General features: G+C 70.9%; 28 protein-coding genes. 14 read left to right on the plus strand and 14 right to left on the minus strand.

Going from position 1 to position 24591, the window contains the following annotated elements; all coding sequences use genetic code 11:
* The 3 genes from acs to A3CE_RS0120735 all read left to right on the plus strand — a co-directional run bounded on the left by acs (window position 1) and on the right by A3CE_RS0120735 (window position 3519).
* Entirely contained in the window at window positions 1-1983 is a 1983-nt protein-coding gene (gene acs / locus A3CE_RS0120725) for an acetate--CoA ligase (protein WP_020642027.1), read from the plus strand.
* 142 nt (window positions 1984-2125) lie between these two features.
* Complete coding sequence (locus A3CE_RS0120730; RefSeq protein ID WP_020642028.1) at window positions 2126-2587, plus strand: DUF6319 family protein; 462 nt, start codon at window positions 2126-2128, stop codon at window positions 2585-2587.
* A 203-nt stretch (window positions 2588-2790) separates the two neighbouring features.
* A complete protein-coding gene (locus A3CE_RS0120735) occupies window positions 2791-3519 on the plus strand; it encodes a VIT1/CCC1 transporter family protein (RefSeq protein WP_020642029.1) in 729 nt (242 codons plus the stop codon).
* On the opposite strand, the gene A3CE_RS0120740 is transcribed toward A3CE_RS0120735, so the two are convergent.
* The gene (locus tag A3CE_RS0120740) at window positions 3516-4973 is read right to left on the minus strand and encodes a peptide MFS transporter (RefSeq protein ID WP_020642030.1); all 1458 of its coding nucleotides are present in this window, start codon (window positions 4971-4973) and stop codon (window positions 3516-3518) included. The genes A3CE_RS0120735 and A3CE_RS0120740 overlap by 4 nt on opposite strands.
* 189 nt (window positions 4974-5162) lie before the next feature.
* Here A3CE_RS0120740 and nhaA point away from each other — a divergent pair, with 189 nt between their 5' ends.
* From nhaA to A3CE_RS0120755, 3 genes are read left to right on the plus strand one after another with little or no spacing between them, the layout of a single operon-like run.
* The gene (nhaA, locus tag A3CE_RS0120745; RefSeq protein ID WP_026468692.1) at window positions 5163-6350 is read left to right on the plus strand and encodes a Na+/H+ antiporter NhaA; all 1188 of its coding nucleotides are present in this window, start codon (window positions 5163-5165) and stop codon (window positions 6348-6350) included.
* A gap of 42 nt (window positions 6351-6392) precedes the next feature.
* Window positions 6393-6893 carry a phage holin family protein gene (locus tag A3CE_RS0120750; RefSeq protein WP_020642032.1) on the plus strand — a complete coding sequence of 167 codons (501 nt, stop codon included), beginning with the start codon at window positions 6393-6395 and terminating at the stop codon, window positions 6891-6893.
* 9 nt (window positions 6894-6902) lie between these two features.
* Window positions 6903-7826 (plus strand): alpha/beta fold hydrolase, encoded by a 924-nt coding sequence (locus tag A3CE_RS0120755; protein ID WP_020642033.1) that lies wholly within the window; start codon window positions 6903-6905, stop codon window positions 7824-7826.
* On the opposite strand, the gene A3CE_RS0120760 is transcribed toward A3CE_RS0120755, so the two are convergent.
* Complete coding sequence (locus tag A3CE_RS0120760; protein WP_020642034.1) at window positions 7813-8901, minus strand: FAD-dependent monooxygenase; 1089 nt, start codon at window positions 8899-8901, stop codon at window positions 7813-7815. The two genes, A3CE_RS0120755 and A3CE_RS0120760, sit on opposite strands and share 14 nt — an antisense overlap.
* Before the next feature lie 109 nt (window positions 8902-9010).
* On the opposite strand from A3CE_RS0120760, the gene A3CE_RS0120765 reads away from it, so the two are divergent.
* Entirely contained in the window at window positions 9011-9892 is an 882-nt protein-coding gene (locus A3CE_RS0120765; protein WP_020642035.1) for a TetR/AcrR family transcriptional regulator, read from the plus strand.
* On the opposite strand, the gene A3CE_RS0120770 is transcribed toward A3CE_RS0120765, so the two are convergent.
* Genes A3CE_RS0120770 through nth form a run of 4 tightly spaced genes read right to left on the minus strand, consistent with a single transcriptional unit; the run spans window position 9889 to window position 13052 of the window.
* The gene (locus tag A3CE_RS0120770; RefSeq protein ID WP_020642036.1) at window positions 9889-11073 is read right to left on the minus strand and encodes a MarP family serine protease; all 1185 of its coding nucleotides are present in this window, start codon (window positions 11071-11073) and stop codon (window positions 9889-9891) included. The genes A3CE_RS0120765 and A3CE_RS0120770 overlap by 4 nt on opposite strands.
* A 4-nt stretch (window positions 11074-11077) precedes the next feature.
* On the minus strand, window positions 11078-11776 hold the full coding sequence (locus tag A3CE_RS0120775; RefSeq protein WP_020642037.1) for an NUDIX hydrolase: 699 nt from the start codon (window positions 11774-11776) through the stop codon (window positions 11078-11080).
* Window positions 11773-12372, minus strand: coding sequence for a TlpA family protein disulfide reductase (locus A3CE_RS0120780; RefSeq protein ID WP_020642038.1), 600 nt, complete (start codon window positions 12370-12372; stop codon window positions 11773-11775). The genes A3CE_RS0120775 and A3CE_RS0120780 overlap by 4 nt, the downstream gene beginning before the upstream one ends.
* Window positions 12369-13052, minus strand: coding sequence for an endonuclease III (nth, locus tag A3CE_RS0120785; protein ID WP_026468693.1), 684 nt, complete (start codon window positions 13050-13052; stop codon window positions 12369-12371). Before nth ends, A3CE_RS0120780 begins: the two co-directional genes overlap by 4 nt.
* A gap of 226 nt (window positions 13053-13278) precedes the next feature.
* On the opposite strand from nth, the gene A3CE_RS0120790 reads away from it, so the two are divergent.
* The 4 genes from A3CE_RS0120790 to A3CE_RS0120805 all read left to right on the plus strand — a co-directional run bounded on the left by A3CE_RS0120790 (window position 13279) and on the right by A3CE_RS0120805 (window position 17168).
* Complete coding sequence (locus A3CE_RS0120790) at window positions 13279-13530, plus strand: hypothetical protein (RefSeq protein WP_013230551.1); 252 nt, start codon at window positions 13279-13281, stop codon at window positions 13528-13530.
* Between the two features lie 149 nt (window positions 13531-13679).
* The gene (locus tag A3CE_RS0120795) at window positions 13680-14354 is read left to right on the plus strand and encodes a Crp/Fnr family transcriptional regulator (protein WP_003081747.1); all 675 of its coding nucleotides are present in this window, start codon (window positions 13680-13682) and stop codon (window positions 14352-14354) included.
* A 458-nt stretch (window positions 14355-14812) separates the two neighbouring features.
* Window positions 14813-16066, plus strand: a complete 1254-nt coding sequence (locus A3CE_RS0120800) for an MFS transporter (RefSeq protein WP_020642041.1) — start codon at window positions 14813-14815, stop codon at window positions 16064-16066.
* A 40-nt stretch (window positions 16067-16106) separates the two neighbouring features.
* Entirely contained in the window at window positions 16107-17168 is a 1062-nt protein-coding gene (locus A3CE_RS0120805) for a DNA polymerase III subunit beta (protein ID WP_020642042.1), read from the plus strand.
* Between the two features lie 54 nt (window positions 17169-17222).
* On the opposite strand, the gene A3CE_RS0120810 is transcribed toward A3CE_RS0120805, so the two are convergent.
* The 7 genes from A3CE_RS0120810 to sp36 form a co-directional block, all read right to left on the minus strand.
* Complete coding sequence (locus A3CE_RS0120810; protein WP_020642043.1) at window positions 17223-17477, minus strand: glutaredoxin domain-containing protein; 255 nt, start codon at window positions 17475-17477, stop codon at window positions 17223-17225.
* Entirely contained in the window at window positions 17474-18244 is a 771-nt protein-coding gene (locus A3CE_RS0120815) for an MBL fold metallo-hydrolase (RefSeq protein WP_020642044.1), read from the minus strand. The genes A3CE_RS0120810 and A3CE_RS0120815 overlap by 4 nt, the downstream gene beginning before the upstream one ends.
* Window positions 18241-19059 (minus strand): NUDIX hydrolase, encoded by an 819-nt coding sequence (locus A3CE_RS0120820; protein ID WP_020642045.1) that lies wholly within the window; start codon window positions 19057-19059, stop codon window positions 18241-18243. The genes A3CE_RS0120815 and A3CE_RS0120820 overlap by 4 nt, the downstream gene beginning before the upstream one ends.
* 112 nt (window positions 19060-19171) lie before the next feature.
* Window positions 19172-20299: a hypothetical protein gene (locus A3CE_RS0120825; RefSeq protein ID WP_020642046.1), complete on the minus strand. Its 1128-nt coding sequence runs from the start codon at window positions 20297-20299 to the stop codon at window positions 19172-19174.
* A gap of 36 nt (window positions 20300-20335) precedes the next feature.
* A complete protein-coding gene (locus A3CE_RS0120830) occupies window positions 20336-20962 on the minus strand; it encodes a hypothetical protein (protein ID WP_026468694.1) in 627 nt (208 codons plus the stop codon).
* A complete protein-coding gene (locus A3CE_RS0120835) occupies window positions 20962-21417 on the minus strand; it encodes a RidA family protein (protein WP_020642048.1) in 456 nt (151 codons plus the stop codon). The genes A3CE_RS0120830 and A3CE_RS0120835 overlap by 1 nt, the downstream gene beginning before the upstream one ends.
* A 4-nt stretch (window positions 21418-21421) precedes the next feature.
* Complete coding sequence (gene sp36, locus A3CE_RS51455) at window positions 21422-21583, minus strand: Sp36 family protein (RefSeq protein ID WP_020642049.1); 162 nt, start codon at window positions 21581-21583, stop codon at window positions 21422-21424.
* 161 nt (window positions 21584-21744) lie between these two features.
* Between sp36 and A3CE_RS0120845 the strand changes: the two genes are divergently transcribed.
* Genes A3CE_RS0120845 through bagB form a run of 3 tightly spaced genes read left to right on the plus strand, consistent with a single transcriptional unit; the run spans window position 21745 to window position 24128 of the window.
* Window positions 21745-21993: a hypothetical protein gene (locus tag A3CE_RS0120845; RefSeq protein ID WP_020642050.1), complete on the plus strand. Its 249-nt coding sequence runs from the start codon at window positions 21745-21747 to the stop codon at window positions 21991-21993.
* Window positions 21994-22014: 21 nt separating this feature from the next.
* Entirely contained in the window at window positions 22015-23022 is a 1008-nt protein-coding gene (bagA, locus tag A3CE_RS0120850; RefSeq protein WP_020642051.1) for an ATPase BagA, read from the plus strand.
* The gene (gene bagB, locus A3CE_RS0120855; protein WP_020642052.1) at window positions 23019-24128 is read left to right on the plus strand and encodes an ATPase BagB; all 1110 of its coding nucleotides are present in this window, start codon (window positions 23019-23021) and stop codon (window positions 24126-24128) included. The genes bagA and bagB overlap by 4 nt, the downstream gene beginning before the upstream one ends.
* Before the next feature lie 60 nt (window positions 24129-24188).
* On the opposite strand, the gene A3CE_RS0120860 is transcribed toward bagB, so the two are convergent.
* A complete protein-coding gene (locus tag A3CE_RS0120860) occupies window positions 24189-24485 on the minus strand; it encodes a WhiB family transcriptional regulator (protein WP_020642053.1) in 297 nt (98 codons plus the stop codon).
* Between the last annotated feature and the right edge of the window lie 106 nt (window positions 24486-24591).

Genomic DNA, 24591 nt, shown 5'->3' on the forward strand with positions numbered 1-24591 from the left:
ATGACCGAGCAGTCCCCAGCCCTGGACAACCTGCTCACCGAGAGCCGCACCTTCCCGCCCAGCGACGAATTCGCTGGCCAGGCCAACGCGAAGGCCGACCTCTACGCCGAGGCGGATGCCGATCGCGAAGCGTTCTGGGCGAAGCAGGCCGAGCGGCTGACGTGGGACACGAAGTGGACCACGGTACTGGACTGGACCAATGCACCGTTCGCGAAGTGGTTCGTGGGCGGCAAGCTGAACGTCGCGTACAACTGCGTCGACCGGCACGTCGAGTCCGGCCACGGCGACCAGGTCGCGATCCACTGGGTCGGCGAGCCGGGTGACACCCGGGACATCACCTACGCCGAGCTGAAGACCGAGGTTTCCCGGGCCGCCAACGCACTCGTGTCGCTGGGCGTCACCGCCGGCGACGTCGTCGCGATCCAGCTGCAGATGGTCCCCGAGGCCATCTTCGCGATGCTCGCGTGCGCGCGGATCGGCGTGCTGCACAACGTCGTCTTCGGCGGCTTCTCCCCGACGGCGCTGCGTGCCCGCGTCGACGACGCCGCCGCGAAGGTCGTCATCACCTCCGACGGCCAGTTCCGCCGCGGCAAGGCCGCGCCGATGAAGGCCAACGTCGACGAAGCGCTCGAAGGCGCCGAGACCGTCGAGAAGGTCATCGTCGTCAAGCGCACGGGCGACAAGCTCGAAGGCGACGTGCCGTGGACCGACGGCCGCGACCTGTGGTGGCACGAGCTCGTGGACGGACAGTCCGAAGAGCACACTCCCGAGGCGTTCGACAGCGAGCACCCGCTGTTCATCCTTTACACGTCCGGCACGACCGGGAAGCCGAAGGGCATTCTGCACACCTCCGGCGGCTACCTGACGCAGACGGCGTACACGCACCACAACGTCTTCGACCACAAGGCCGGCGAGGACGTCTACTGGTGCACCGCGGACATCGGCTGGATCACCGGCCACAGCTACATCGTCTACGGCCCGCTCGCCAACCGCGTCACGCAGGTCGTCTACGAAGGCACGCCGAACACCCCGCACGAGGGGCGGCACTGGGAGATCGTCCAGAAGTACAAGGTCTCCCTCTACTACACGGCGCCGACGCTGATCCGCACGTTCATGAAGTGGGGCGCGGAGATCCCGGAGAAGTACGACCTCTCGTCGCTGCGGGTGCTGGGTTCGGTCGGCGAGCCGATCAACCCCGAGGCGTGGATCTGGTACCGCGAGAACATCGGCGCGGGCAAGACCCCGATCGTCGACACGTGGTGGCAGACCGAAACCGGCGCGATCATGATCTCGCCGCTGCCGGGCGTCACCTCGACCAAGCCGGGCTCGGCGCAGAAGGCGCTGCCGGGCATCTCCGCGAAGGTCGTCGACGACCAGGGCAACGAAGTCGGCCCGGGCGGCGGCGGGTACCTGGTGCTCGACAAGCCGTGGCCGTCGATGCTGCGGGGCGTCTGGGGCGACGAGGAACGCTTCCGCGACACGTACTGGTCGCGCTTCAAGGACCAGGGCTTCTACTTCGCCGGCGACGGCGCGAAGTACGACAACGACGGCGACGTCTGGCTGCTCGGCCGCGTCGACGACGTGATGAACGTGTCCGGCCACCGCATCTCGACGACCGAGGTCGAGTCGGCGCTGGTCTCGCACCCGACGGTGGCCGAGGCCGCGGTCGTCGGCGCGACCGACCCGACGACCGGCCAGGGCATCGTCGCGTTCGTCATCCTCCGCGGCAACGCGGTGGACGGTGGCGAGGAGGCCATCCAGGCGCTGCGCAACCACGTCGCGAAGGAGATCGGGCCGATCGCGAAGCCGCGGCAGATCATGGTCGTGCCGGAGCTGCCGAAGACGCGCTCGGGCAAGATCATGCGCCGCCTGCTGCGCGACGTCGCCGAGAACCGGCAGGTCGGCGACGTCACCACGTTGGCCGACTCATCGGTGATGGACCTGATCTCGTCGGGCCTGAAGTCGGGCAAGTCGGAGGAGTGAGCTAGCGTTCACCCCGTCAGGGCCCTTCCGGTTTCGAGCTGGGAGGGCTCTGTCATGACACCCCGAGTGGCGCGGCTCGAACGCATGTTCTACGCTGTGCCGCGAACCACACCCCCTTCCCGGGCAAGGAGACGACACGACGATGACCGTGGATGTCCTGACGCACGACGAGGAAACGGCCGAAGCCCCGGCTCCGGAGGTCTCCCCCGCCGAGGCGACCGTCACCGAGTCCGCGTCCCCCTCCCCGGAGGGCTCGCCCGAGCCCGCCGAGGACGAGGCCCCCAAGCCCAAGCGCGGCCGCCCGAAGGGTGCGACCGCGTCGACGGCGAAGAAGACCCGCACGGTCGAGCTGATCCTGACCGTCACCGGCACCGCCGACGGCGAGTGGCAGGCCGAGCTGAAGAACGGCAGCAAGTGGGTCGCGAAGGGTCTGGAGATCCCCGCCGCGGCGGTCTCGCGCGCGGCGAAGGAGCTGCACGCGGACCTGTCCGGCCCGATCGACGAGGTGATCAACCAGGCCCGCGAGGCGCAGGCCGCGAAGGTCGCCGCCTTGGAGGCCGAGCTCGAGAAGGCCAAGCAGGCCCTCGCCGAGCTCGACGGCTGAGCTTCACCGAAGGCTGAGCTTCATTTCAGGAAGCGCCCGGGTCCGCGTTTGGCGGGGCCGGGCGTTTCCGCCTTTTCCGGGTAAGCCGCCCGGAAGCCGGAAGTCCACAGAGGACCGGCTTAGGTAAGGCATGTGTTATTTAGGCGCACCTGACTGAAATGGCAGGTCTCGCCACGATTCCTCGTTCGTGTTTCACTGTCCTGGTGACCGAAACGATCGACGGGGATGCCGTGGAGCACGCCCACGAACCACACCAGGGCGTTGGCGGCAAGCTGAACTGGCTGCGGGCCGGGGTTCTCGGGGCGAACGACGGGATCGTGTCGGTCGCCGGGATCGTCGTCGGCGTGGCCGGGGCGACCACCGAAAACACGACGATCCTCACCGCCGGAATCGCCGGGCTCGTCGCCGGTGCCTTTTCCATGGCCGGTGGGGAATACGTCTCCGTGAGCACCCAGCGCGACACCGAACAGGCCTTGCTCCGGCTCGAAACGCAGGAACTCAAGGCCATGCCGGAGGCCGAGGAGCGCGAGCTCGCCGAGATCTACGAAGACAAGGGCCTTTCGCCGGAGCTGGCGAGCCAGGTCGCCCGCGAGCTGACCGAAAAGGACGCCCTGCACGCGCACGCCGAGGCCGAGCTGGGCATCGATCCGGACAACCTGACCAGCCCGTGGCAGGCCGCGTGGGCGTCGCTGCTCGCCTTCTCGGTCGGTGCGCTGCTGCCGATCCTCTCGATCGCCTGGGCCGGCGTCTCCCTGCGGGTGTGGGCGTGCGCCGCCGCGGTCGTCGTCGGCCTCACGCTGACCGGGTGGGTCAGCGCGAGGCTCGGCGACGCGAACGTGCGGCGCGCCATCTTCCGGAACGTCGGCGTCGGCGCCCTCACCATGGTCGTGACCTACTTCGTCGGGGTGATCTTCGGGGTCACCGTGGGCTAATGGACGCCCTTCATCAGCTTGCGGATGAAGGGGATGCCCAGGAACAGCACCACGCCGACGCCGATGGCGACCCCGCCGACCGTGCCGAAGTACGGCGCTTCGTCGTCGACCGAGTAGTACTCGGCGAGCTTGCCGGACATCGCCGTGCCGAACGAGATCGACAGGAAGTTCAGCGCGACCATCTGCGTCCGGAACGCTTCCGGCGCGAGCTTCGTCGACAGCGACAGCCCGACCGGCGAGAGGCAGAGCTCGGCGATCGTGAAGACGAACAGGATGCCGACCAGCGCGAGCATCGGGCTCGCGTTCTTGCCGCTGCCCACCATCGGCAGGAACAGCAGGAATGCCGCGCCCATCAGCACCGTGCCGAGGACGAACTTCATCGGCGTCGACGGCTGGCGCTCGCCGAGCTTCGTCCACAGCGCCGCCAGCACCGGGGCGAACACGATGATGAACACCGGGTTGATCGAGTTGACCCAGGGCACCGGCAGCTCCCAGCCGAACAGGCTCCGGTTCAGCCGCTGGTCGGTGTAGGCCGCGACGACCGTGAACTGCTGCTGGTACAGCGAGAAGAACACCGCGCTGGCGATGAACATCGGGATGAACGAAAAGACCCGGCTGCGCTCGTCCGAGGTGATCTTGCGGCTGGTCAGGATGACGAGGAAGTAGCTCACCGAGATCACGCCGACCACGATGACGACGACGTCGGCCAGGTTGCCCGGGTTGACCACGCCGGTCAGCACCAGCGCCACGATCGCGGCGACCAGCACGACGGTGGCCCCGACGGCCGGCAGGCGCTGCGACGACGGCAGCGGGTTCGGCACCTCCTTGGCCTTCTCGCCGAGGTTCTTCCGGCCGATCGCGTACTGGCCGAGGCCGAGCGCCATCCCGATCGCGGCGAGGCCGAAGCCGAGGTGGAAGCCGACCTCGGTCTGCGCGAGCCCGGTCAGCAGCGGACCGACGAAGCCTCCGAGGTTGATCCCCATGTAGAAGATCGTGAAACCGGCGTCGCGCCGCTCGTCGCCTTCGGCGTAGAGCGTGCCGACGATCGCCGTCGCGTTGGACTTCAGCCCGCCGCTGCCGACCGCGACGCACACCAGGCCGACGCCGATGCCGGCCAGGCCCGGCAGCAGAGCCAGGCTGACGTGGCCGATCATGATCAGCACGGCGCTGTAAAAGAGCGTGCGTTCCGAGCCGAGCAGGCGGTCGGCCACCCACGCGCCGACGACGGCGGAGAGGTACACCAGGCCGCCGTACGCGCCGACGATGCCGAGCGCCGATTCCTGCGCCAGGCCCAGGCCGCCCTGTTCGACCTTGTAGTAGAGGTAGATCGGCAGGATGCCGAGCATCCCGTAGTAGGAGAACCGCTCCCACATCTCCACGCCGAAGAGGTTCGCCAGTCCTCGTGGGTGCCCGAAGAACCTCGTGTCCTGCTGGACCTCGGTTGAGGTGCTCACGACTCTCGTCATTCCTTTGTCCGGGGACTTCGTTGTTGGTTGGCATGCTATGAGCCCACCGTGTTACCTGCCACCGGCACGACGTGTGACAGCGGTCATGACATTCCGTGACAAAGGGCAGTTAAAGTGACGTCAAGGTGCGCCGGGAAGCCTGGTCGGCAACAGTGATCAGCGACCCCGGAGCCGCCCGTGACCCGTCCCTTGACCGAGTTCGCCCGCTACCTGCGCACCGAAACGACCGGCGGGTTGATCCTGCTCGGCGCGAGCGGGGTCGCGCTGCTCTGGGCCAACTCGCCGCTGCGGGACAGCTACCACGCCCTGCGCGACTTCCGGCTCGGCCCGGAGTTCCTCCACCTGAACCTGACGCTCGGCGACTGGGCGAAGGACGGCCTCCTCGCCCTGTTCTTCTTCGTCGCCGGGCTCGAACTCAAGCGCGAACTCGTCATCGGCGAGCTGTCGCGCTTCAAGCAGGCGGTGCTGCCGGTCGTCGCCGCGATCGGCGGCATGGTCGTGCCCGCGCTCGTCGCGCTGGCCGTCGGCTGGGGGACGCCGGGGATCGACCGGGCGTGGGCGATCCCGGTCGCCACGGACATCGCGTTCGCGCTCGGCGTCCTCGCGCTGACCGCGTCGAACCTGCCCTCCAGCGCGCGGGTCTTCCTGCTGTCGCTGGCCGTGGTGGACGACCTCGGCGCGATCGTCGTCATCGCCGTGCTGTTCACGACGGGCTTCGACCTGGTCGCGGTGGCCGTCGCCGTCGTGGCGCTCGCGCTGTACGCGTTCCTGCAGCACCGCCGGGTCCGGACGCCGTGGCTGTACGTGCCCCTGGCGCTGGTCACCTGGGTCGCGGTGCACTCGGCGGGCATCCACGCGACGATCGCCGGCGTCGCGCTGGGCCTGCTCACCCGCGTCCGCGCCGACGAAGGCGAGGCCGAAGCTCCGGCGCTGCGGCTCGAACACCGGCTCCAGCCGTGGTCGGCCGCCGTCGCCGTGCCGGTGTTCGCGCTCTTCGCGGCCGGGATCTCGCTCGACGGCGACGCGCTGGGCGCGGTCTTCACGACGGCGTTGCCGCTGGCGGTGCTCGCCGGGCTGCTCGGCGGCAAGGTCGTCGGCATCCTCGGGGCCAGCCTGCTCGCCGTGAAGCTGCGCGTGGCCGAGAAGCCGCGCGGGATGGGCTGGCGGGACCTGGTCGCGTTGTCCGTGCTCGGCGGGGTCGGGTTCACCGTCAGCCTGCTGATCGCCGAGCTCGCGCTGCCCGGTGAGACGAGTGAACTGGCCAAGGCCGCGGTGCTGATCGCATCGGCGACGGCGTCCCTCCTGGCGGCGGCCCTGCTACTCCGTCGCAGCAAGGTTCACGCGCAAATCTCCGACACACTGTGACGCCGCCGCGCCCGGTTTCGGGCCACATGGCACGATGACCCGGTGAGCAGCCCCAAGCACGAACGCATCGGCCCCGACGGCGTGGGGGCCGTGCCTTACCTCCCGCTGTCCTCCGCCACCGACGTCCCCGGTGACCAGTCGATCGGCCGCCTGGTCGGCGACGCGACCCAGCACATCTCGACCCTCGTCCGGGCCGAGATGGAGCTCGCGAAGTCCGAGCTGATCGGCGAGGTGAAGAAGGGCCTCAAGGGGGCCGTCTACTTCATGATCGCACTGACGGTCGTCCTGTACAGCACGTTCTTCCTCTTTTTCTTCCTGTCCGAGGGCCTGGCCGAGTGGTTCCGGGGCCTCCACCGCTGGGGCGCGTTCGGCGTCGTGCTCCTGCTGATGTGGGCGGTCGCGGCGGTGGCCGGCTTCCTCGGCTACCGCAAGGTGAAGAAGTTCAAAGCACCCGAGCGGACGATCGCCAGCGTCAAGGAGACCGCCGCCGCGCTCAAGCCGCAGCGCGCGCCCGAAGCCGACTTGACGACCACGCGCGACTGAGTCTCTTCGTTGCACGCGTCCCCCGACCCGTCGATCGTCCGGATCGACGGTCCGTGGGTCCATCGCGACGTGTCCGCGAACGGCATCCGCCTGCACGTCGCCGAGCTCGGCGACGGACCCGTCGTGGTGCTGCTGCACGGGTTCGCCGAGTTCTGGTGGACCTGGCACCACCAGCTGGGGGCACTGGCCGAAGCCGGCTTCCGCGCGGTCGCCGTCGACCTGCGCGGCTACGGCGACTCGGACAAGCCGCCCCGCGGCTACGACGCGTGGACGCTGGCCGGTGACGTCGGCGGGCTGATCAAGTCGCTCGGGGCGCGCCGCGCGCACCTCGTCGGGCACGCGTGGGGCGGCATGCTCGCCTGGACGGTCGCGGCCCTGCACCCGCGGCTCGTGGCGTCGGTGACGGCGATCGGCGCCGCCCACCCCCTCGCGCTGCGCTCGTCGGTCCGCCCGTGGCGTGGGCAGGGCCGTGCGGCCGGGCACCTGTTCCGCTTCCAGGTGCCGATGGCCCCGGAGAAGTGGCTGCTCAAGGAGGAGGCGAAGGCCGTCGAGGACCTGTTCGGCGGCTGGGCCGGCCACCGCTGGCGGTCCACTTCGGACTTCACCGAGAGCGTCGAGGCGTTCCGGCAGGCGATGCTCGTGCCCGGCGTCGCGCACAGCGCGCTCGAGTACTACCGCTGGGCCTTCCGCGCCCAGTTCCGCGGCGAAGGCCGCCGGTTCACCGACGCCGTCGGCACCCGGATCACTGCGCCGACCCTGCAGCTGCACGGCGCCGACGACACCTGCATCCTGCCCGAAACGGCGACGTCGTCGGTGCGCTGGGCGGGCCCGCACGCCGAGCCGGAGTTCTGGCCGGGCGTCGGGCACTTCCCCCATCTCGAGGTGCCGGACCGCACGTCGGCGGCCCTGGTGGACTTCCTCAAGCGAGACTGATGGCGTTCTTCGCCCGCTCCACCGACTCCTCCGCCGCCGGTCCTTCGGGGTTTTCGGTGGCCAGCGCCTGGTTGAGCGCGACAAAGGGCCGCATCCGCCGCTCGTAAGCCGCGAAGGCGTCTTCGTGGGCCGCGCGGCCGAGCTCCTGAGCCAGCACGTACGCGCCGACGAGCGCGAGGCTCGTCCCCTGTCCGGACAGCGCCGACGCGCAGTATCCGGCATCGCCGACCAGCACGACCCGTCCCGCCGACCAGCGGTCGAGGTGGATCTGGGCCATGGCGTCGAAGTAGAACACGTCCGCGTCGGCCATCGCCTCCAGCAGTTTCGGCACCTCCCAGCCGACCCCGGCGAGCCGCTCGGCGATCAGCCGCTTCTGTTCCGGAACGGCCATGCGCGGCAGCGGATCCGAACCGAAGCCGAGGGTCACGCGGAGCTCGGTGTTGTTCCGGACGGGGTAGGCCACGCCGCCGGTGTGCTCGTGCCGGAACCAGACCTGCCAGTCCTCGAGCCCCAGGAAGTTGGCCGTCGGGAAGATCGCCAGGTACTGCCCGAGGTGGCGGGTGAAGTCCTCCTCCGGGCCGAAGGCCAGCCGCCGCACCGCCGAGTGCAGGCCGTCCGCCCCGACGACCAGGTCGAACGTCCGGAAGCCGCCGCGCTCGAAGTCGACGCGCACACCGTGCGCCTCCTCGGTCAAGGCGGTGATGGAGTCGCCGAAGACGTATTCGACGCCGGGTGCCTCCAGCAGCATCGCGACGACGTCGTCGCGCAGGATCTCGAAGTCGGCGCTGTCCAGCCGGCCGCTGCTGAAGGTGTGCTCCTCCGAGCGGAACAGTTCGTGGCCATCACCGTCCACCATGGACATTCCGCGCATCCGGGTCCGCAGCGCGCGCATCCGGTCGCCGAGTCCCAGTTCGCCGACGACGTCGAGCGCGGCGCCGCGCACGTCGATCGCCTGGCCGCCGGTGCGCGGGCCGGGCGCCCGCTCCACCACGGTCACGGTGAAGCCCTGGCGCGCCAGGAACCAGGCCAAGGTGCCGCCGGCGACACCGGCGCCGGAGATCAGGACGTTCCGCATGTTTCCTCCAGAGTTGTACGCTGTTGTGCACTACCATGGAGTCCATGCAGCTCCAATGCCATTTCTGTACTAGTACAGATGGCTCGCTGTACTAGGTCAGGGGGCCATCGTGAAGTACTTAGCCATCGCCGACGAGCTGCGGGGCCGGATCGCGCGCGGCGATCTGCCGCCGGGCGCGCGAGTCCCGTCGACCAGGCGGCTCGCCACCGACCACGGCGTCGCGATGGCGACGGCCGCGAAGGCACTCGCCCTGTTGGGCCAGGAGGGCCTGGTGCACGCGGAGCCTCGGTCCGGCACGGTCGTCGCGGGCCGGGAGCACCGCGGCGGGCGGCGCGGGCTGACGCGGGAGCAGCTCGTGCGGACCGCCATCGCCATCGCCGACACCGAGGGTCTCGGCGCGCTGTCCATGCGCGGGGTCGCGGCCCGCCTCGGGGTCGCGGCGATGGCGCCGTACCGGTACGTGCGCGGCAAGGACGAACTGGTGCTGCTCATGGCCGACGCCGCGTTCGGCGAGCGCGGCTACCCGGCGAAGCCGTCCGGCGACTGGCGCGAACGGCTGACCCTCGGCGGCCGCACGCTCTGGTCGCTCTTCCGGCGTCACCCGTGGCTGGCGCAGCTCGGCCCGATCACGCGTCCGCTACCGCTGCGCAACCTCGCCACGCACGGCGAGTGGGCATTGTCCGCGCTGGCCGAACTCGGCGTCGACGCCGCGACGCTGTGCAACCTGCACGTCCTGTTCTTCAGCCACGTCCAGGGCATGGCTGTCCACCTGGAGCGCGAGCAGAACGCGCTGGCGTCGTCCGGGCTGACCGAAGAGGACTGGATGGACCACCAGGGCCCCGCGGTGACGGCGATGGCGGCCGGGCACCCGACGTTCGCCAGGATGCTCGCCGACCTGACCGAAACCGGCTACGACCTGGTGCTCGACGACATCTTCGAACTGGGCATGCGGGCGCTGCTGGACGGGCTCGCGCTGCGGTTCGGGCGCTAGGCCGCGCAGGAGCCGGTCGACGCGTCCACCGTCTGCGACGGGGCCGCGTCCACCTCGGCGCGCACCTGCTCGGCCGTCAGCGTGAAGCCGGTCTCCGGGTCCTCCACCGCCGCGCCGAACACGACGCCGATGACCCGGCCGTCCGGGGTCACCATCGGACCGCCCGAGTTGCCGCTGCGGATTTCGGCACGGACCGTGAAGACGTCCCGCTGCACGGTGTTCGCCTCGTAGATGTCCGGGCCGCGCAGGTTGATCCGGCCGCGCACGCGGGCCGGTGTCGCCCGGTACGGGCCGTCGAGCGGGTAGCCGAGGACGATCGCGCTGTCGCCCGCCTTGGCCGTCTCCGGCGCGAACTGCAGTGCCGGGGCCCGCAGCCGCGGCACGTCGAGCACGGCGATGTCGACCTCGGGGTCGAAGTAGACGACGTGGGCCGGGTAGTCGCCCTGGGTCGTCTCGATGCCGACGGTGTCGGTTCCGGCCACGACGTGCGCGTTCGTCATCACCCGCTGCGGCGCGACGACGAACCCGCTGCCCTCGAGCGACCGCGAGCACGAACTGGCGGTGCCGCGGATCTTGACCACGCTGCCGTGCAGCTGCTGGACGATTCCGCTGCGCTGCAGCGCGGGATCCGGCGGCGAGGTGTCGGCCGTCGGAGCCTTCTGGAACGGGGGCAGGATCGACGGGAAGCCGGAGGCGTCGAGGAGCTTGCGCAGCTCGTTCGGAAAGCCCTGCGCGGCCTCGGGCATCGCGTCGTTGACCTTGCCGAGCACCACCGAGTTGTTGATCGCCTTCGGTAGCCACGGCAGGCTGGACACGGTGGTCAGCGGCGTCGCGATCAGCCACGCCACCACGAACACGACCAGGGCCTGCACGACCGCGCCGAGCGTCTTGTCGATGCCGGAGAGCTTGTCCGGGTTGATCTTCTGCCGCAGCCGCCGGCCCACGTAGACGCCGATCGCCTCGCCGAAGGCGACCAGGAAGACCACCGTCGCCACCGCGAAGGCCACCTTCCAGACGGGGTCGTCGAAGAACGAGACCACCACCGGCGCGAGCTTGACGCCGGCGACCGCGCCGAGCACGACGCCGACGAGCGACGGCAGCGCGATGATCACGCCCTGGTATGCGCCGGACACCGCCGCCAGCACGGCCAGCAGCAGCACCAGTACATCGACCCAGTTCACCGTGTCATTCCTTCCCCACCAGCCGTGCCTTGAACGCCGCGAGCGCTTCGTCGAGGTCCCGGACGTCGCCCGGGTCCCATTCGCGCTCCCAGCCTCCCAGGCTCAGGAGGACCGAAAGCAACCCGGCGGTGAACCCCCAGACGAAGAGCCCGCCGACCTCGAAGGCCGGCCCCTTCCACGGCATGCCTGCCTTCTTGACCGTGAACCGGTTGGCCGGGTCGGCCAGGTCGGCGATGGCGACGCGGGCGACGGACGCCGTCTCCCCCGGGTCGACCGCGTGCACCGGCGACGGCTCCGCCCAGTGCGCCAGCACCGGCGTCACGGCGAACTTCGACACCGGGACGAACAGCTCCGGCAGCACCGCGACCGGCCGGACCCCGGACGGGACCACCCCGGTCTCTTCCTCGGCCTCGCGCAGCGCGGTGCCGACCGGGCCGCCGTCGCCATCCTCGGCGCCGCCGCCCGGGAAGGCGACCTGCCCGGCGTGCGAGCCCAGCGTGTCGGCGCGGCGCTGCAGGAGGACGTCCGGCTCGCCGTCGGCTTCGCGTTCGCCGAAGAGGATGAGCACCGCGGCGGGCCGCGTGTAGGCGTCTTCGGGCGGGCTGAACCGCGTGAAGGTCTTCGAATCGACTTCGCCGCTCACCTTGACCAGCGGCCGGAGCCACTCCGGAACCGACTCCGGCTCGACCAGTGGTCCGATCACGATGCCCCCTCGACTGCCGCGCGCACCTGGTCAGTGTTCACGAACGTGCGTGGATTCGCGATGAACCGCACCTCGCCCGCGGCGGTGACCAGATACGACGCCGGGAGCGACGAAGGCACCTTCAGCGCCGTCCGGACGGGCCCGCTCTGCCCGTCCCCGTCGAACACCGACGGTAGGTGCACGCCCAGCCGGGCGAGGAGGTTCAAGCCGTCCTTCGCCGGGCTCTGCACCTGGACGCCGAGGACGCGCACCGCCCCTGGCTGTTTCGCGTACTCCTGGAGCACGGGCAGCTCGGTCCGGCACGGCTCGCACCACGACGCCCACACGTTGACCAGCACCGGGGCGCCGGCGAGGGCCTTGCCGACGTCGACGCTCGCGCCGTCGCCCAGGCAATCCGCCGTGATCCCTTCGAGCTGCTTCACCGGCTGCGCCGTGCCCGGCGCCGGGCACGGCTGGAGCGCCGCCGCGGACCGGGCGGGCGCGAGGTCGCCGGACGGCTTCGCGGCGGTGTCGTCACCTCCGCGCGGCAGCAGCGCGACGATCAGCGCCACGGCCAGCACGGCAGCGGCCAGTGCCCACTTGGTGACTCTCGTCACCGGGGCGCCACCAGCGCCAGGATGTGGTCCTTTTCGACGCCTTTGACCAGCTTCGCGGCTTCCTCGAACCCGGTCGGGCCGGTGCCGTACGACGGGCAGTCCTTGGCCAGCGGGCAGGCGCCGCAGGCCGGCTTCTTGGCGTGGCAGACGCGGCGGCCGTGGAAGATCACCCGGTGCGAGAGCATCGTCCACTCCTTGCGGGGGATCAGCTCGCCGACCACGTGCTCGACCTTGACCGGGTCCTCCTCCGCCGTCCAGCCCCAGCGCCGGACCAGCCGGCCGAAGTGGGTGTCGACGGTGATGCCCGGGACGTCGAAGGCGTTGCCGAGGACGACGTTGGCCGTCTTGCGGCCGACGCCGGGCAGGGTGACCAGGTCGGCCAGCTTGTTCGGGACCTCGCCGTCGAAGCGCTCGACCAGCGCCGCGCCGAGCCCCATCACGGAGTTCGCCTTGGCCCGGTAGAAGCCGGTGCTCCGGAGGTACTCCTCGAGTTCGGTGCGGTCGGCGCCCGCGTAGTCGGCGGCGGTCCGGTAGCGCTTGAACAGCGCGGGCGTGACGAGGTTCACCCGGACGTCGGTCGTCTGCGCGGACAGCACGACCGCGACCAGCAGTTCCAGCGGCGTGGTGAAGTCGAGCTCACAGTGGGCGTCCGGATACACGTCGTCCAAGCAACGCTTCATCCGCCTGGCGCGTCTCACCAGAGCTAACCGGCTTTCACCAGCGCCCTCACGGGGGGCGTTCGTGGTGGCAGGTGGCACCCCGATAGCCTACGGGCGCCGTCGGACGAGCCGGGCACTGCACCGGTGGACGACCGACACGCCAGAGCACCACCTCGGCGCGTTTTCCGGCCGCCATGAGCGAGGATCTGGAGTAGATGCTTTTCATCGAGTGTTTCGGGGTCCGGTCATGACTGTCTGGTTCGTCATCCTGGTCCCCCTGGTGATCATGTTCTTCGCGCTGTTCATGGAGCGGGTGGAGAGCAGGCTCAAGCACGTCGCGGTGCAGGAGAACGAGGTCGAAGAGTTCCTCGAGCAGGCGCAGCCCAACGAGGTCAGAGCGCTCTACGGGCACGGCATCGGCCGCGCGCTGGAGCTGTTCCGGCTGCGTAGGCTGGGCGGACGGGCAGCCAGGCTACGCGCGCGTCGCGTGCGGAGTTAGGCTCCACGTTCGAACGAGATCGTTTCCGCCATGTGCGAGTCCGGCGAGCGATCTCGGGAGTACGCCCTAGACTGACGCGCAAGTGATCGGCGTCACGCTCCTCCAGCCAAGGGGGAGCGTGATCGTTTCTCGACGAGGAGGCACCCGAGGTGGACGAAACCCTGGCCCGTGCGGGCATTTTCCAGGGTGTGGAGCCGGCAGCGGCGGAGGCGCTGGCCCAGACCTTGGAATCCGTGGAGTTCCCCCGCGGCCATGTCATCTTCAACGAGGGCGAGCCCGGCGACAAGCTGTACATCATCCAGTCCGGCAAGGTGAAGATCGGGCGCAAGTCCCCGGACGGCCGCGAGAACCTGCTGGGCATCTTCGGCCCGTCGGACATGTTCGGCGAGCTGTCCATCTTCGACCCCGGCCCCCGGACGTCGAGCGCGACCACGGTCACCGAGGTCCGCGCGGTCACCATGGACCGCCCGGCCCTGCGCCAGTGGATCTCGACCCGCCCGGAGATAGCGGAACAGCTGCTGCGCGTGGTCGCGCGCCGTCTGCGCCGGACGAACAACATGGTCGCGGAGCTGATCTTCACCGACGTCCCGGGTCGCGTGGCGCGGGCACTGCTGCAGCTCGCGCAGCGGTTCGGCAGCCAGGAGGCGGGCCTGCTGCGGGTCACGCACGACCTGACGCAGGAGGAGATCGCCCAGTACGTCGGCGCCTCCCGCGAGACCGTCAACAAGGCGCTCGCCGACTTCGCCCACCGCGGCTGGCTGCGGCTCGAGGGCAAGAGCGTGCTCATCCTCGACCCGGAGCGGCTGGCCCGCCGGGCCCGCTAGTCCTCTTCACGACAGAAGGCCCCTCGGCTTGCCGAGGGGCCTTCTGTGTTTCTTCATGATGTTTCTTCATGATGCTGCCTTCATGACGGCGTCTTCACATAACGAAGAGCCGGGCGCCACCCCCGACGTGGCGCACCGGCTCCTCGTTGTCGCGCGGACCATCCCCCGACGATCCGCGCTCCCCACCCTCCGGGCCAGGCCCCGACCCGCGTGCCGGAGGGAGTTGGGTTTTTCTGCTGTTGTTCAACCATCACGGCCCATACCCACGAATTCAAGGCCATTCACTCTCAAGGACGCCGCCTGGGCCGTTTCGTTGCAGGAGTCCACAGAGAATATCCCCGGTGTTACCCGATCGAGACCTCCGGCGCCGAACCAAGATCGACTTCCCGGTCGATGGTGACACACACGACCCGGAAATAACTGGTACTGACGTACCATTCTGCGGCATACTGGTTCTCGTGTCCCAGTCTGCCTCGAACCACGAAAGCCGCACGTCCCTTGCCGATTACCGCACCGCGCTGACGACCAGGGCGGCCCGGCGGCCCGCCGTCGCGTCCGTGCTCGCCCGCCTGCCGATCGCCATGATCGGCATTTCGGCCCTGCTCTACGTCCAGCGCGAGACCGGTTCCTTCGCGATCGCCGGGCTCGTCTCGGCCGGTTCACTCGTCGGTGTGTCGGTCGGCGCCGTGGTGCAGGGCAGGCTGATCGACCGGTTCGGGCCGACCCGGCCACTGCTGACCGTCGCGCTCCTGCTGACGATGGCGATGACCGCCTTGGTCACGGCCATCGAGTCGCACGCCGCGACCCCCGTGCTGGTCGCGCTCGGCGCGGTCACCGGGCTGACGGAACCGATGGTCGGGTCGGCGTCGCGGGCGCTGTGGGGACGGCTGCTGCCCCCGGGTGGCGCGCGCAACGCCGCGTTCTCGTACGAGGCGATCAGCATGGAGGTCTTCTTCATCCTCGGCCCCGGTGTGGCCGGGCTGCTGGTCATGGCGCCGTGGGCGGGGACCGGCCTGGTGCTGGGCGTCGTGCTGCAGTGCACCGGCGCGGTGCTGTTCGCGTTGAGCCCGGCCGTGCGGGCGTGGGGTCCGTCGTCCGGCTCGCACGGGTCGCTGCTGGGCGCGCTGGCGAGCCCGGGCATGCGGACACTCGCGCTCGCCGCGCTCGGCTTCGGCGTCGTGATCGGGTTCGTCGAGGTCGCCGTGCCGGCGTCGGCCACGGAAGCGGGCCAGGCGTCCGTGGGTGGCTTGCTGCTGTCGGTGTGGTCGCTGAGCTCGGTCGCGTTCGGCGTCGCGTACAGCCTGCGGCCGTGGCCGCGGCGGATGGGACTGCGGCTGCCGGTGCTGCTCGGCGGCTTCGGGGCGCTGGTGGCGCTGCTCGCGTGGCCGTCGTCGCTGTGGGGCCTGGCGCTGATGATGCTGCTGGCGGGCGCGTTGATCACACCGCAGTCGACGGCCCACTCGGCGGCGATCGAGGTGGTCGCGCCGGCCGGGACGGCGGCGGAGGCCTTCGGCTGGGTGCTCACCGCCGTGACGCTGGGGCTGGCCATGGACCAGTCGGTCAGCGGGTACGTCGTCGAGCACGCCGGGCCGGGCGCGGCGTTCCTGGCGGCGAGCGTGGCCGGGGTGGTGCTCGCGCTGGTCGTGTGGCTGTTGCGCGGCACGGTCCGGACGCCCCAGTCCGCTCCGGTGCCTGAGCTGGTCAACGCCTAGGTTTCCGGTTTTTGTCGGTGCCGGCCGCTAGCTTGCGGGCATGGACGTCACAGCGCCTGCCCACCGCCTCTCGGCGGCCGTCTCCGCCGCGTCGCGCCTGCTGCCGGCCCGCGCCGGGCTTCGCCTGCACGCGGACGCGGCCGGGCTGACGGTCGCCGGGAGCGACCCGGATCTCGCCGTCCGGTTCGACTGCCCGGCGACCACGCACACGGACGGCTCGGTCGTCGTCCCCGCGGCACCACTGGCCGAGACGCTGAAGGTGCTCGACGCCGAGTCGGTGCGCTTGGTCGTCGAAGGCAGCCGCCTGGCGTTGCGGCTGGACAACGCCCGGTTCGCGCTGCCACTGCTGCCGGACGCTCTTGCCGCTGCCGACCCGCCGGTCCGCGTGGCCGAAGTGGATGGCTCGGCGTTCGCGCCGGCGCTGCGGATCGTCGCGGGAACGGCGGCGAAGGACGACCCGCTCCCGCTGTTCACGGGCGTCCGGGTCCAGGCGGCCGGCTCCCGGCTGACGTTGACGGCGTCGGACCGCTACCGGATGGCGGTGGCGCGGCTGCCGCTGCGCACACCGGGCGCGCTGGACGTCCTGGTCCCAGCGGCCCTGCTGTCCGAGGCGGCGCGCCAAGCGAGCGGCAACGTCGGGCTCCACCTCGGCCCGGGCCGCTTCGGGCTGAGCTGGCGAGGCGGCCTGGTCGCCACGGCGGTGCTGGACGCGGGCTTCCTGTCGGAGGAGTCGATCGCCTCGGGCGCGACGGACACAACAGTGTCAGTGGAGGCGGACGCCCTGGCGGCAGCGGTCCGCCGCGTCGGGGTGTACGCGGAGGACCGCCGGGTGCTGACCCTGGAGGTCGGCGACGCCCAGGTCCTCCTGGCAAGCGCCCGTCAGAACACGGGCGAAGCGGAGGAGACGCTGAAGGCAGAGATCAGCGGCGGCCGGACGTCGCCTTCGTTCCAGGCCCGGTATCTGCTCGACGCGCTGGCGGCGTTCGCGGGCGAGCGGGTGACGCTGGCGATCCAGCCGGGGATGCGGGCCTGTGTCCTGCGGGCCGCCGAGCCCGGGGAGGTGGAGCTGACGTACTACCTGATGCCGATGCTCAGCCGATGATCACCGTCGCGACGGTGCCGGCCGCCTTCCTCCACGGAGAGCGGCCCGGCGCACTCACCCCGCCGAAGCAGCCTTGACCGCCGCCTCGACCTCGGCGAAAGAGGGGTTGACCATGGCCGTCGACCCGACGATCACCGTCGGCACGGTCTCGTTGCCGTTCGCCACCTCGCGCACCCGCGCAGCCGCCGCCGGGTCCTCCCAGATGTTGATCGCGCGGACGGTGAAGCCGCTCTTCGACAGCGGCCGCTCCAGTGCGGCGCAGAACCCGCACCCCGGCCGCCAATAGAACTCGACCTCGACGTTGCTCATCCGTTCTCCTCCGACCGCAAGTAGTCCAGCTGCGCCTGCACGCTCCACTCGGCGGGTGCCCACAGCGCCCGGTCGACGTCGGCGTAGACGACCTCGACGACCTGGCGCGGGGTGGCGTCCGCCCCGAGTGTCTTCAAGGCCGAACGCACCTGGTCGAGCCGCTGTTCCCGGTGGGCGAGGTACTCACGCGCCGTGGCCGCCAGGTCGGGCAGCTCCGGACCGTGCCCGGGCAGCCCGATCGTCCCGGCCGGCAGCTCGATCAGCTTCCGCAGCGAGCGCAGATAGTCGCCGAGGTCGTGCAGGACGGTGGTGCCGCGCCCGAGGATGGTGTCGCCGGTCAGCACTTGCGAACCGACCACGAAAGACACCGAGTCGCCGGTGTGCCCCGGCGTGTGCAGCACGCGGAGCGAAAGACCGCCCGCCGAGAGCACCTCACCGTCTACAAAGGACGACGCGTCGACACACAGGGAAGGGTCGAACGCCCGCACCGGCGCGCCGGTGCGCTCGGCGAACCACGGCGCGCCCTCGGCGTGGTCGGGGTGGCAGTGCGTCAGCAGGATCAGCTCGACCGCGCCCACCCCGGCCAGCAGCTCCAAGTGCTCGAGATCACGGTAGCCGGGGTCGACGACGACAGCCGGGGTGTCCGGCGTCGCCCGCAGCACCCAGCTGTTGGTGCCTTCGAGCGTCATCGACGACGGGTTGTTCTCCAGCAGCACCGACGCCGTCTCGCTCACCTGGCGCAGCACGCCGTACGCGGGGGCAGTCATCGCTTCTCCAGGACGACGCGGACGTGGTCGTTCTCGCGGATCAGCGTCGGCGCGATCCGGACGATCTCGCGGGGCGCGTTCAGCACGTCGTCGGCGGTGGCGAACTCCGCCAGCTCGCTCAGCGTCAGCCACGTCGGCGGCATCAGCATCCGGCGGCCTTCGCGCGCGTCGGCGATCGCGTCTTCGGGACGCTGCCAGCCGGAACTCGACGCCTCGGACGTCGCGCCGTCCGCCTCCTGGCCTTCGGGCAGCCTCGCGACGAAGAAGCGGGTGTCGTACCGGCGGGGCTCCTGCTCGGGCGTGATCCAATGCGCCCACGGGCGCAGCAGGTCGGCCCGCAGCGTCAGCCCCGCGTCGGCGAGGAACCCGGCCAGCGACACCTCGCGCGTCTCCAGGGCCTGGCGGGCCGCCGCATACGGCGTGACGTCGGTGAGCACCGAGTCCGGGCCGCCCGCGAGCAGCACTCCGGACTCCTCGAACGTCTCGCGCACGGCCGCGCAGGTCAGCGCCCGGGCGAGGGCCTCGTCGCAACCGAACCGCGAAGCCCACCACGACGGGTCAGGCCCGGCCCACGCCACCGACGCATCGGCGTCGCGCTGGTCGACCCCGCCGCCGGGGAAGACGGTCATCCCGCCCGCGAACGGCATGCCCTTGACCCGGTGCTGCAGGAAGATCTCGACGCCGTCCGCGCCGTCCCGGACCAGGATGACGGTGGCCGCGTCCTTCGGCGTCGCCGGCGGGCCGTCGGCGTTGGCGCGCGTAGCCACCCCCGCACCGACCGGGATGTCGAAGACGAACTCCTTTGGCTGCTCCACCTCGGCAACATACCTCCGCCACCCGACGTCCCGTCGCGCAGTTGTGGCACGCCGGACACGGAAAAGACGGCACCTCCCGGAGGGGAAGTGCCGCCTTCTCGCGAACAGTGTCTTACGGCGCGGTCCAGCCGCGCTGTTCACCACCGGAACGGGACGCGCCGTTGAGCCGCATCTTCGCCGCCTCGGCCCGCTCGCGCTCAGCCAGCTCGGCGTGCAGCTCGCGCAGCAGCGCCCGGTCGCGCTCGCTCAGGCTCGGGTCGTCCAGGTCCAGCGCGGGCAGCTCGACGACCTCGTGCATCGACGGCTTGCCCGCGGCGATCTCGCGGCCCTTCTCCGGATCCTCGGCCAGCGCCTGCCGCAGCTGCGCCACCTCGGCCGGGGTCAGGTCGGCGGTGCGCTCCGCCCGCGTCTCCGACCGCGCCTTGCGGGGCAGCTCGGTGGCGGGCGGCGGCGAGACGATCGGCACCACCGGGGCGACCGGCTCGGCCGGCGCCGTCGTGGTGCTGCCCGACCGCATGCTGTGCCTGCTGCCCGACTCCGCGAGCGACTCCGACGTCACCGGCGCCTTCGGCTTCACGGGCTCCGACCGGTACGACGACGCGCTCGACGTCGTGCTCCCGGTCACCCAAGCCGGCGACGCGGCCGCCGAAGCGGCCTGGTGGTACTCGGAGTGCGCGACGCCGGGGCCGCTGACCTCGACGACCGAGTGGATCCCGGCCCGGCGCAACGCCGTGTCGACGCGGAACGCGACGGCCGGCGGGTTGCCCTCCGGCCCCAGCTCGACGAGCACCACGCGCTGCGGCAACGCGCCCGGCACGCTGCCGGCCGGGGTGTTGCGCCACACCGCGTGCACCGAACGGACATCCGGCAGCACCTGCAGCGTCCGATCGAGCGCCTCGGCGATGCCGAACTCCGGGGAGTTCTCGCCGCTGAACCGGTGCGTGTTCACCGGCTCGGTCTCGTCGACCAGCAGGTCGTTCGCCAGCGTCGCGTCCGACCGGCTCATCTCGAGGACCAGCGCCAGCTCGCGTTGCTCGGCGGAGCTGACCGGGATCCGGCCCGCGATGAGCGTGCCGGTGGTCAGCTCGACCGCCTCGTCGATGTGGGCCCGGGCGATCAGCTCACGCGCCTCGGTGAGCGCGCTGTCGTCGATCCGGCCCGCCAGGGCCAGCAACAGGTTGTGCAGGCGCAGGGGCACCGAGAACCCGTCCATGGGCGGGCCGTCGTGGACCTCCACCATTGCCTTGCTCCCTCCCAGCTCGCTGGCGGGCGAGCGTTATGCGGCTACTAGCCGGGTCCCCGCCACCGCGCCCACGCAGACCAGCTCTGAGTCGGCCAGCGCGGCCCGGTGGTATCCCGGCAGGTCGAAGCGCGGCGGAATGAGCTCGACGCTGGGCTCTTCGTCGCCCAGGACCCGCAGCACCCGCTGCAGTTCGCCGGTCAACCTCGGTAGCCCCGCCAGCGCCGTGATCAGCAGGACGCGCTTGGCGGTTCCCTGCCCGACCACACCGACGTGTCGCCAGCTCTGCCGCACTTCCCCCACGTCCGGGCGACCTCGCAACGTTGCGTGGATCAACACGGACACGGAGTCGACCGAGTTAACCCATTCGGGCGCACTCGACGTGAATGTGTACCGGTTCTCGGTGACGTCGTCTACCCCCAGCGTCGAACTGACCTGGTGCCAGTCGGCGCCGTGCGGGATGAGACCGGCCACGAGCAGGCGGTACTCCGTCTGGTCGAGGTCGATCCTGTGCTTAAGCAAAGACCTCGGCAGGGTCCGGGCGAGCGTGCCCATGGCGCCCTCGCCGAGCCAGTCCCGGAACCGCCACAGCAGCTGGTCGGGCAGCCGCCCGGCCAGCCGGAGCAGCAGCTCGTGGGTGGACTGCTCGATGTCCGGATCCATCACTGCACCTCCACGATCAGTTCGACCTCCACCGGCGAGCCGATGGGCAGCTCCGCGACGCCGACGGCCGAGCGGGCGTGGATGCCCGCGTCACCGAAGACCTCGCCGAGCAGTTCGGACGCGCCGTTGACGACCGCGGGCTGACCGGTGAAGCCCTCCGCGGAAGCCACGAAGCCGACAACCTTGACGATCCGCGTGACGTTGTCAATGCCCACCAGCGCGTGCACGGCCGCGAGCGCGTTGAGCACCGACGTGCGGGCGTGCCCCTTCGCCTCTTCGGGGCTGATCTCCGCGCCGACCTTGCCGGTCGCGGCGAGGACGCCGTCGACGAAGGGCAGCTGGCCGGAGGTGTAGACGTGGTTGCCGCTCTGGACAGCGGGCACGTACGCGGCCAGCGGGGCCGCGACGCCGGGCAGCTCGATGCCGAGCTCCTTCAGCCGTTCGCTCCAGCTCACGGGGTCAGCCCTTCGGACGCTTGAGGTACGCGACGTGCTGCTCGCCCGTCGGGTTCGGCAGCACGGTGACCAGCTCCCAGCCGTCCTCGCCCCATTGGTCGAGGATCTGCTTCGTGGCGTGGATCAGCAGGGGGACGGTCGAGTACTCCCACTTGGTGGCGCTCATGAACCGGGAGCGTAGCCAAGCGGGCAAGGGCGCCGGGGGGCCCCGCCGGAAAAGGGCCCGCGACGCGCCGGGCTGTGGCCGACTTCACAAAGTCCATGAGGGGCACCCTCATGGCTCTTAAGTCAATGAGGGTGCCCCTGATGGACCGCTAGCGTGAGTGGGTGGAAACGTGGCGGGTGATCGCGGCCGCGCTGCTCGCGGCGGCCGGGCTGCCGTTGGTGCTGGTCGTGATGGCGAAAGTGCGCGACCGGACGCAGAGCTCCGGCCAGGTCGCGCTCGGCGGCGTGATCACCTTCACGCTGCTGGTCGTGGTGGGCGTGCTCACCCTCACCGTGCTGCCCGGCGTCGTGAGCTGGGTGCTCGTCGCGGCGGTCGCCGCTGCGGTCAGCGTCATGCTGCTGGCCAGCTGAGCGCTGATTTAGGGTGAAGAAGTGACCACTTCCCATGCCGGCTGGACCGACGAGCTTGCCCGCGCCCGGCTGCACTTCGTCACCGGCAAGGGCGGGACCGGCAAGACGACGCTCGCCGCCGCGCTCGGCCTCGCGCTCGCCCGCGAAGGCCGTCGGGTGCTGCTCATCGAGGTCGAGGGCCGCCAGGGCATCGCCCAGCTCTTCGACACCGAGCCGCTGCCCTACGCCGAGCAGCGCATCGCCGCCGTCCCGGGTGGCGGGGAGCTGCGCGCGCTGCACATCGACGTCGAAGCCGCGCTGCTCGAGTACTTCGAGATGTTCTACAACCTGGGCTTCGCCGGCCGGACGCTGCGGCGGATGGGCGCGATCGAGTTCGCGACCACGCTCGCGCCCGGCCTGCGTGACGTCCTGCTCACCGGGAAGATCAAGGAGTGCGTCGGCCGGACCGAGTCGGACGGGCGGCACACCTACGACGCCGTCGTCGTCGACTCGCCGCCGACCGGCCGGGTCGTCAAGTTCCTCGACGTTACCAAGGCGCTGACCGACCTCGCGAAGACCGGCCCGATCCGCGGCCAGGCCGACGGCGTCGTCCGCCTGCTGCACTCCGGGGAGACCGCCGTGCACCTGGCCACGCTGCTGGAGGAGATGCCGGTCCGGGAGACCGTCGAGGCCGTGGCCGAATTGGACGGCGCCGACCTGCGCCCGGGCGCGGTGCTGGTCAACCGGGTGAGACCGCCGCGGTTGCCGGCCCGTTCGGTGACCGCCGCCGCAGACGGCCGCGTCGACGCCTCCCGCGTCCGCGACGGACTCGCCTCCGCCGGGCTGAAGCTGCCGCAGGCGACGCTGGAGGCGCTGGTCGACGAGACCGTCGAGCACGCCGTGCGGGTCGCCGCCGAGCAGCGGGCGCGCGAGCAGCTCGCCGAGGCCGACCTGCCCACCCTCGAGCTGCCGGACCTGACCGACGGCGTCGACGTCGCCGCCCTGTACGACCTGGCCGAGGCCCTGACCGACCAGGGGGTGCGGTTGTGACCACCATCGACATCGACGCGCTGCTCGACGACCCGGAGAGCCGCGTGATCGTCTGCTGCGGCTCCGGCGGCGTCGGCAAGACGACGACCGCCGCGGCCCTGGCACTGCGGGCGGCCGAGCGCGGCCGCCAGACCGTGGTGCTGACGATCGACCCCGCGCGCCGCCTCGCCCAGGCGCTCGGCCTGCGCGAGCTGGGCAACCACCCGAAGCAGGTGCAGGTCGAGGGGTTCGAGCCCAAGGGCGAGCTGTGGGCGATGATGCTCGACATGCGCCGCACCTTCGACGACATGGTGCGCGTGCACGCCGGACCGGAACGCGCCGAGCAGCTGCTGCAGAACCCCTTCTACCAGACCATTTCCACGTCGTTCTCCGGCACGCAGGAGTACATGGCGATGGAGAAGCTGGGCCAGCTCGCGGCCACCGGCGACTGGGACCTGATCATCGTCGACACCCCGCCGAGCCGGTCCGCGCTGGACTTCCTGGACGCGCCGACGCGGCTTTCGTCCGCTTTGGACGGCCGGATGATCCGGCTCCTGACGGGCCCGGCCAAGGCCGGCGGCTGGGGCCTGCGCAAGGTCGTCAACGCGGGGTTCTCGATGTTCGCCAAGGCCGTGTCGACGATCATCGGCGGCCAGCTGCTGACCGACGCGTCGGCGTTCATGCAGGCCTTCGACAGCATGTTCGGCGGCTTCCGCGAGCGCGCCCGCAAGACGGCGGAGCTGCTCCGCTCGTCCGGGACGTCGTTCCTGGTCGTGGCCGCACCGGAGCCGGACGCGCTGCGCGAGGCGTCCTACTTCGTGGAGCGGCTCTCGGCGGAGTCGATGCCGCTGGCCGGGTTGATCGCGAACCGGACGCACCCGGTGCTCGCCCCGCTGTCCGGGACCGAGGCGCTGGCCGCGGCCGAGTCCCTGCAGAACGCGCCGCTGGCCGAGGCCGTACTTCGGCTGCACGCGGACCGCGTCGGCCTCGCGGCCCGCGAGGAACGGCTGCTGGCCCGGTTCACCCGGGCGCACCCCGAGGTGGCGCTGGCCCGGGTTCCCGCGCTGGCCGGCGACGTCCACGACCTCGACGGCCTGCGCGACATCGGCGTGAAACTCGCCGACTGAGCGCCACTTTCACGTGAAAGTGGCGCCCGCGGGTGGTCGCTTTCACGTGAAAGTGGCGGCTCAGCCGACCTCGACCCGCTCCTGTGCGTTCCGCTTGGCCGCTTCGAGCAGGACAGCCCAGCTCTCCACGTCGGGGCGGCGGCGCAGCAACGCGCGCCGCTCGCGTTCGGTCATGCCTCCCCACACGCCGAAGTTGATCCGGCCGTCGAGTGCTTCGGCGAGGCATTCCGTGCGGACCGGGCAGCCCATGCAGACGGCTTTCGCCCGGTTCTGCTCCGCACCCCGGACGAACAGGCCGTCCGGATCGGCGTCCCGGCAGGACGCGTTGATTCGCCAGCTCGACTGGTTGGTTTCCATACCCCCAGCTCCCTACCCTGGTGATCGACGCACCAGCGGGGAAAGGCACTGCGCTCCTTGCCCCCGCGAGCGTGTCTCCCTCAGCTCACGTCGGTTACCCGGGCAC

It is taken from the genome of Amycolatopsis balhimycina FH 1894 (assembly GCF_000384295.1).
Taxonomy (GTDB): domain Bacteria; phylum Actinomycetota; class Actinomycetes; order Mycobacteriales; family Pseudonocardiaceae; genus Amycolatopsis; species Amycolatopsis balhimycina.

Excerpts from the sequence above, each read along its gene's own strand:
- A3CE_RS0120825 (WP_020642046.1), bottom strand. The coding sequence starts at position 20,299 with ATGGTGGAGGTCCACGACGGCCCGCCCATGGACGGGTTCTCGGTGCCC.
- sp36 (WP_020642049.1), bottom strand. The coding sequence starts at position 21,583 with ATGAGCGCCACCAAGTGGGAGTACTCGACCGTCCCCCTGCTGATCCAC.
- A3CE_RS0120805 (WP_020642042.1), top strand. The coding sequence starts at position 16,107 with ATGGACGTCACAGCGCCTGCCCACCGCCTCTCGGCGGCCGTCTCCGCC.
- A3CE_RS0120730 (WP_020642028.1), top strand. The coding sequence starts at position 2,126 with ATGACCGTGGATGTCCTGACGCACGACGAGGAAACGGCCGAAGCCCCG.
- A3CE_RS0120860 (WP_020642053.1), bottom strand. The coding sequence starts at position 24,485 with ATGGAAACCAACCAGTCGAGCTGGCGAATCAACGCGTCCTGCCGGGAC.
- A3CE_RS0120810 (WP_020642043.1), bottom strand. The coding sequence starts at position 17,477 with ATGAGCAACGTCGAGGTCGAGTTCTATTGGCGGCCGGGGTGCGGGTTC.
- A3CE_RS0120790 (WP_013230551.1), top strand. The coding sequence starts at position 13,279 with ATGACTGTCTGGTTCGTCATCCTGGTCCCCCTGGTGATCATGTTCTTC.
- acs (WP_020642027.1), top strand. The coding sequence starts at position 1 with ATGACCGAGCAGTCCCCAGCCCTGGACAACCTGCTCACCGAGAGCCGC.
- nth (WP_026468693.1), bottom strand. The coding sequence starts at position 13,052 with ATGAAGCGTTGCTTGGACGACGTGTATCCGGACGCCCACTGTGAGCTC.
- A3CE_RS0120830 (WP_026468694.1), bottom strand. The coding sequence starts at position 20,962 with ATGGATCCGGACATCGAGCAGTCCACCCACGAGCTGCTGCTCCGGCTG.
- A3CE_RS0120815 (WP_020642044.1), bottom strand. The coding sequence starts at position 18,244 with ATGACTGCCCCCGCGTACGGCGTGCTGCGCCAGGTGAGCGAGACGGCG.
- A3CE_RS0120760 (WP_020642034.1), bottom strand. The coding sequence starts at position 8,901 with ATGCGGAACGTCCTGATCTCCGGCGCCGGTGTCGCCGGCGGCACCTTG.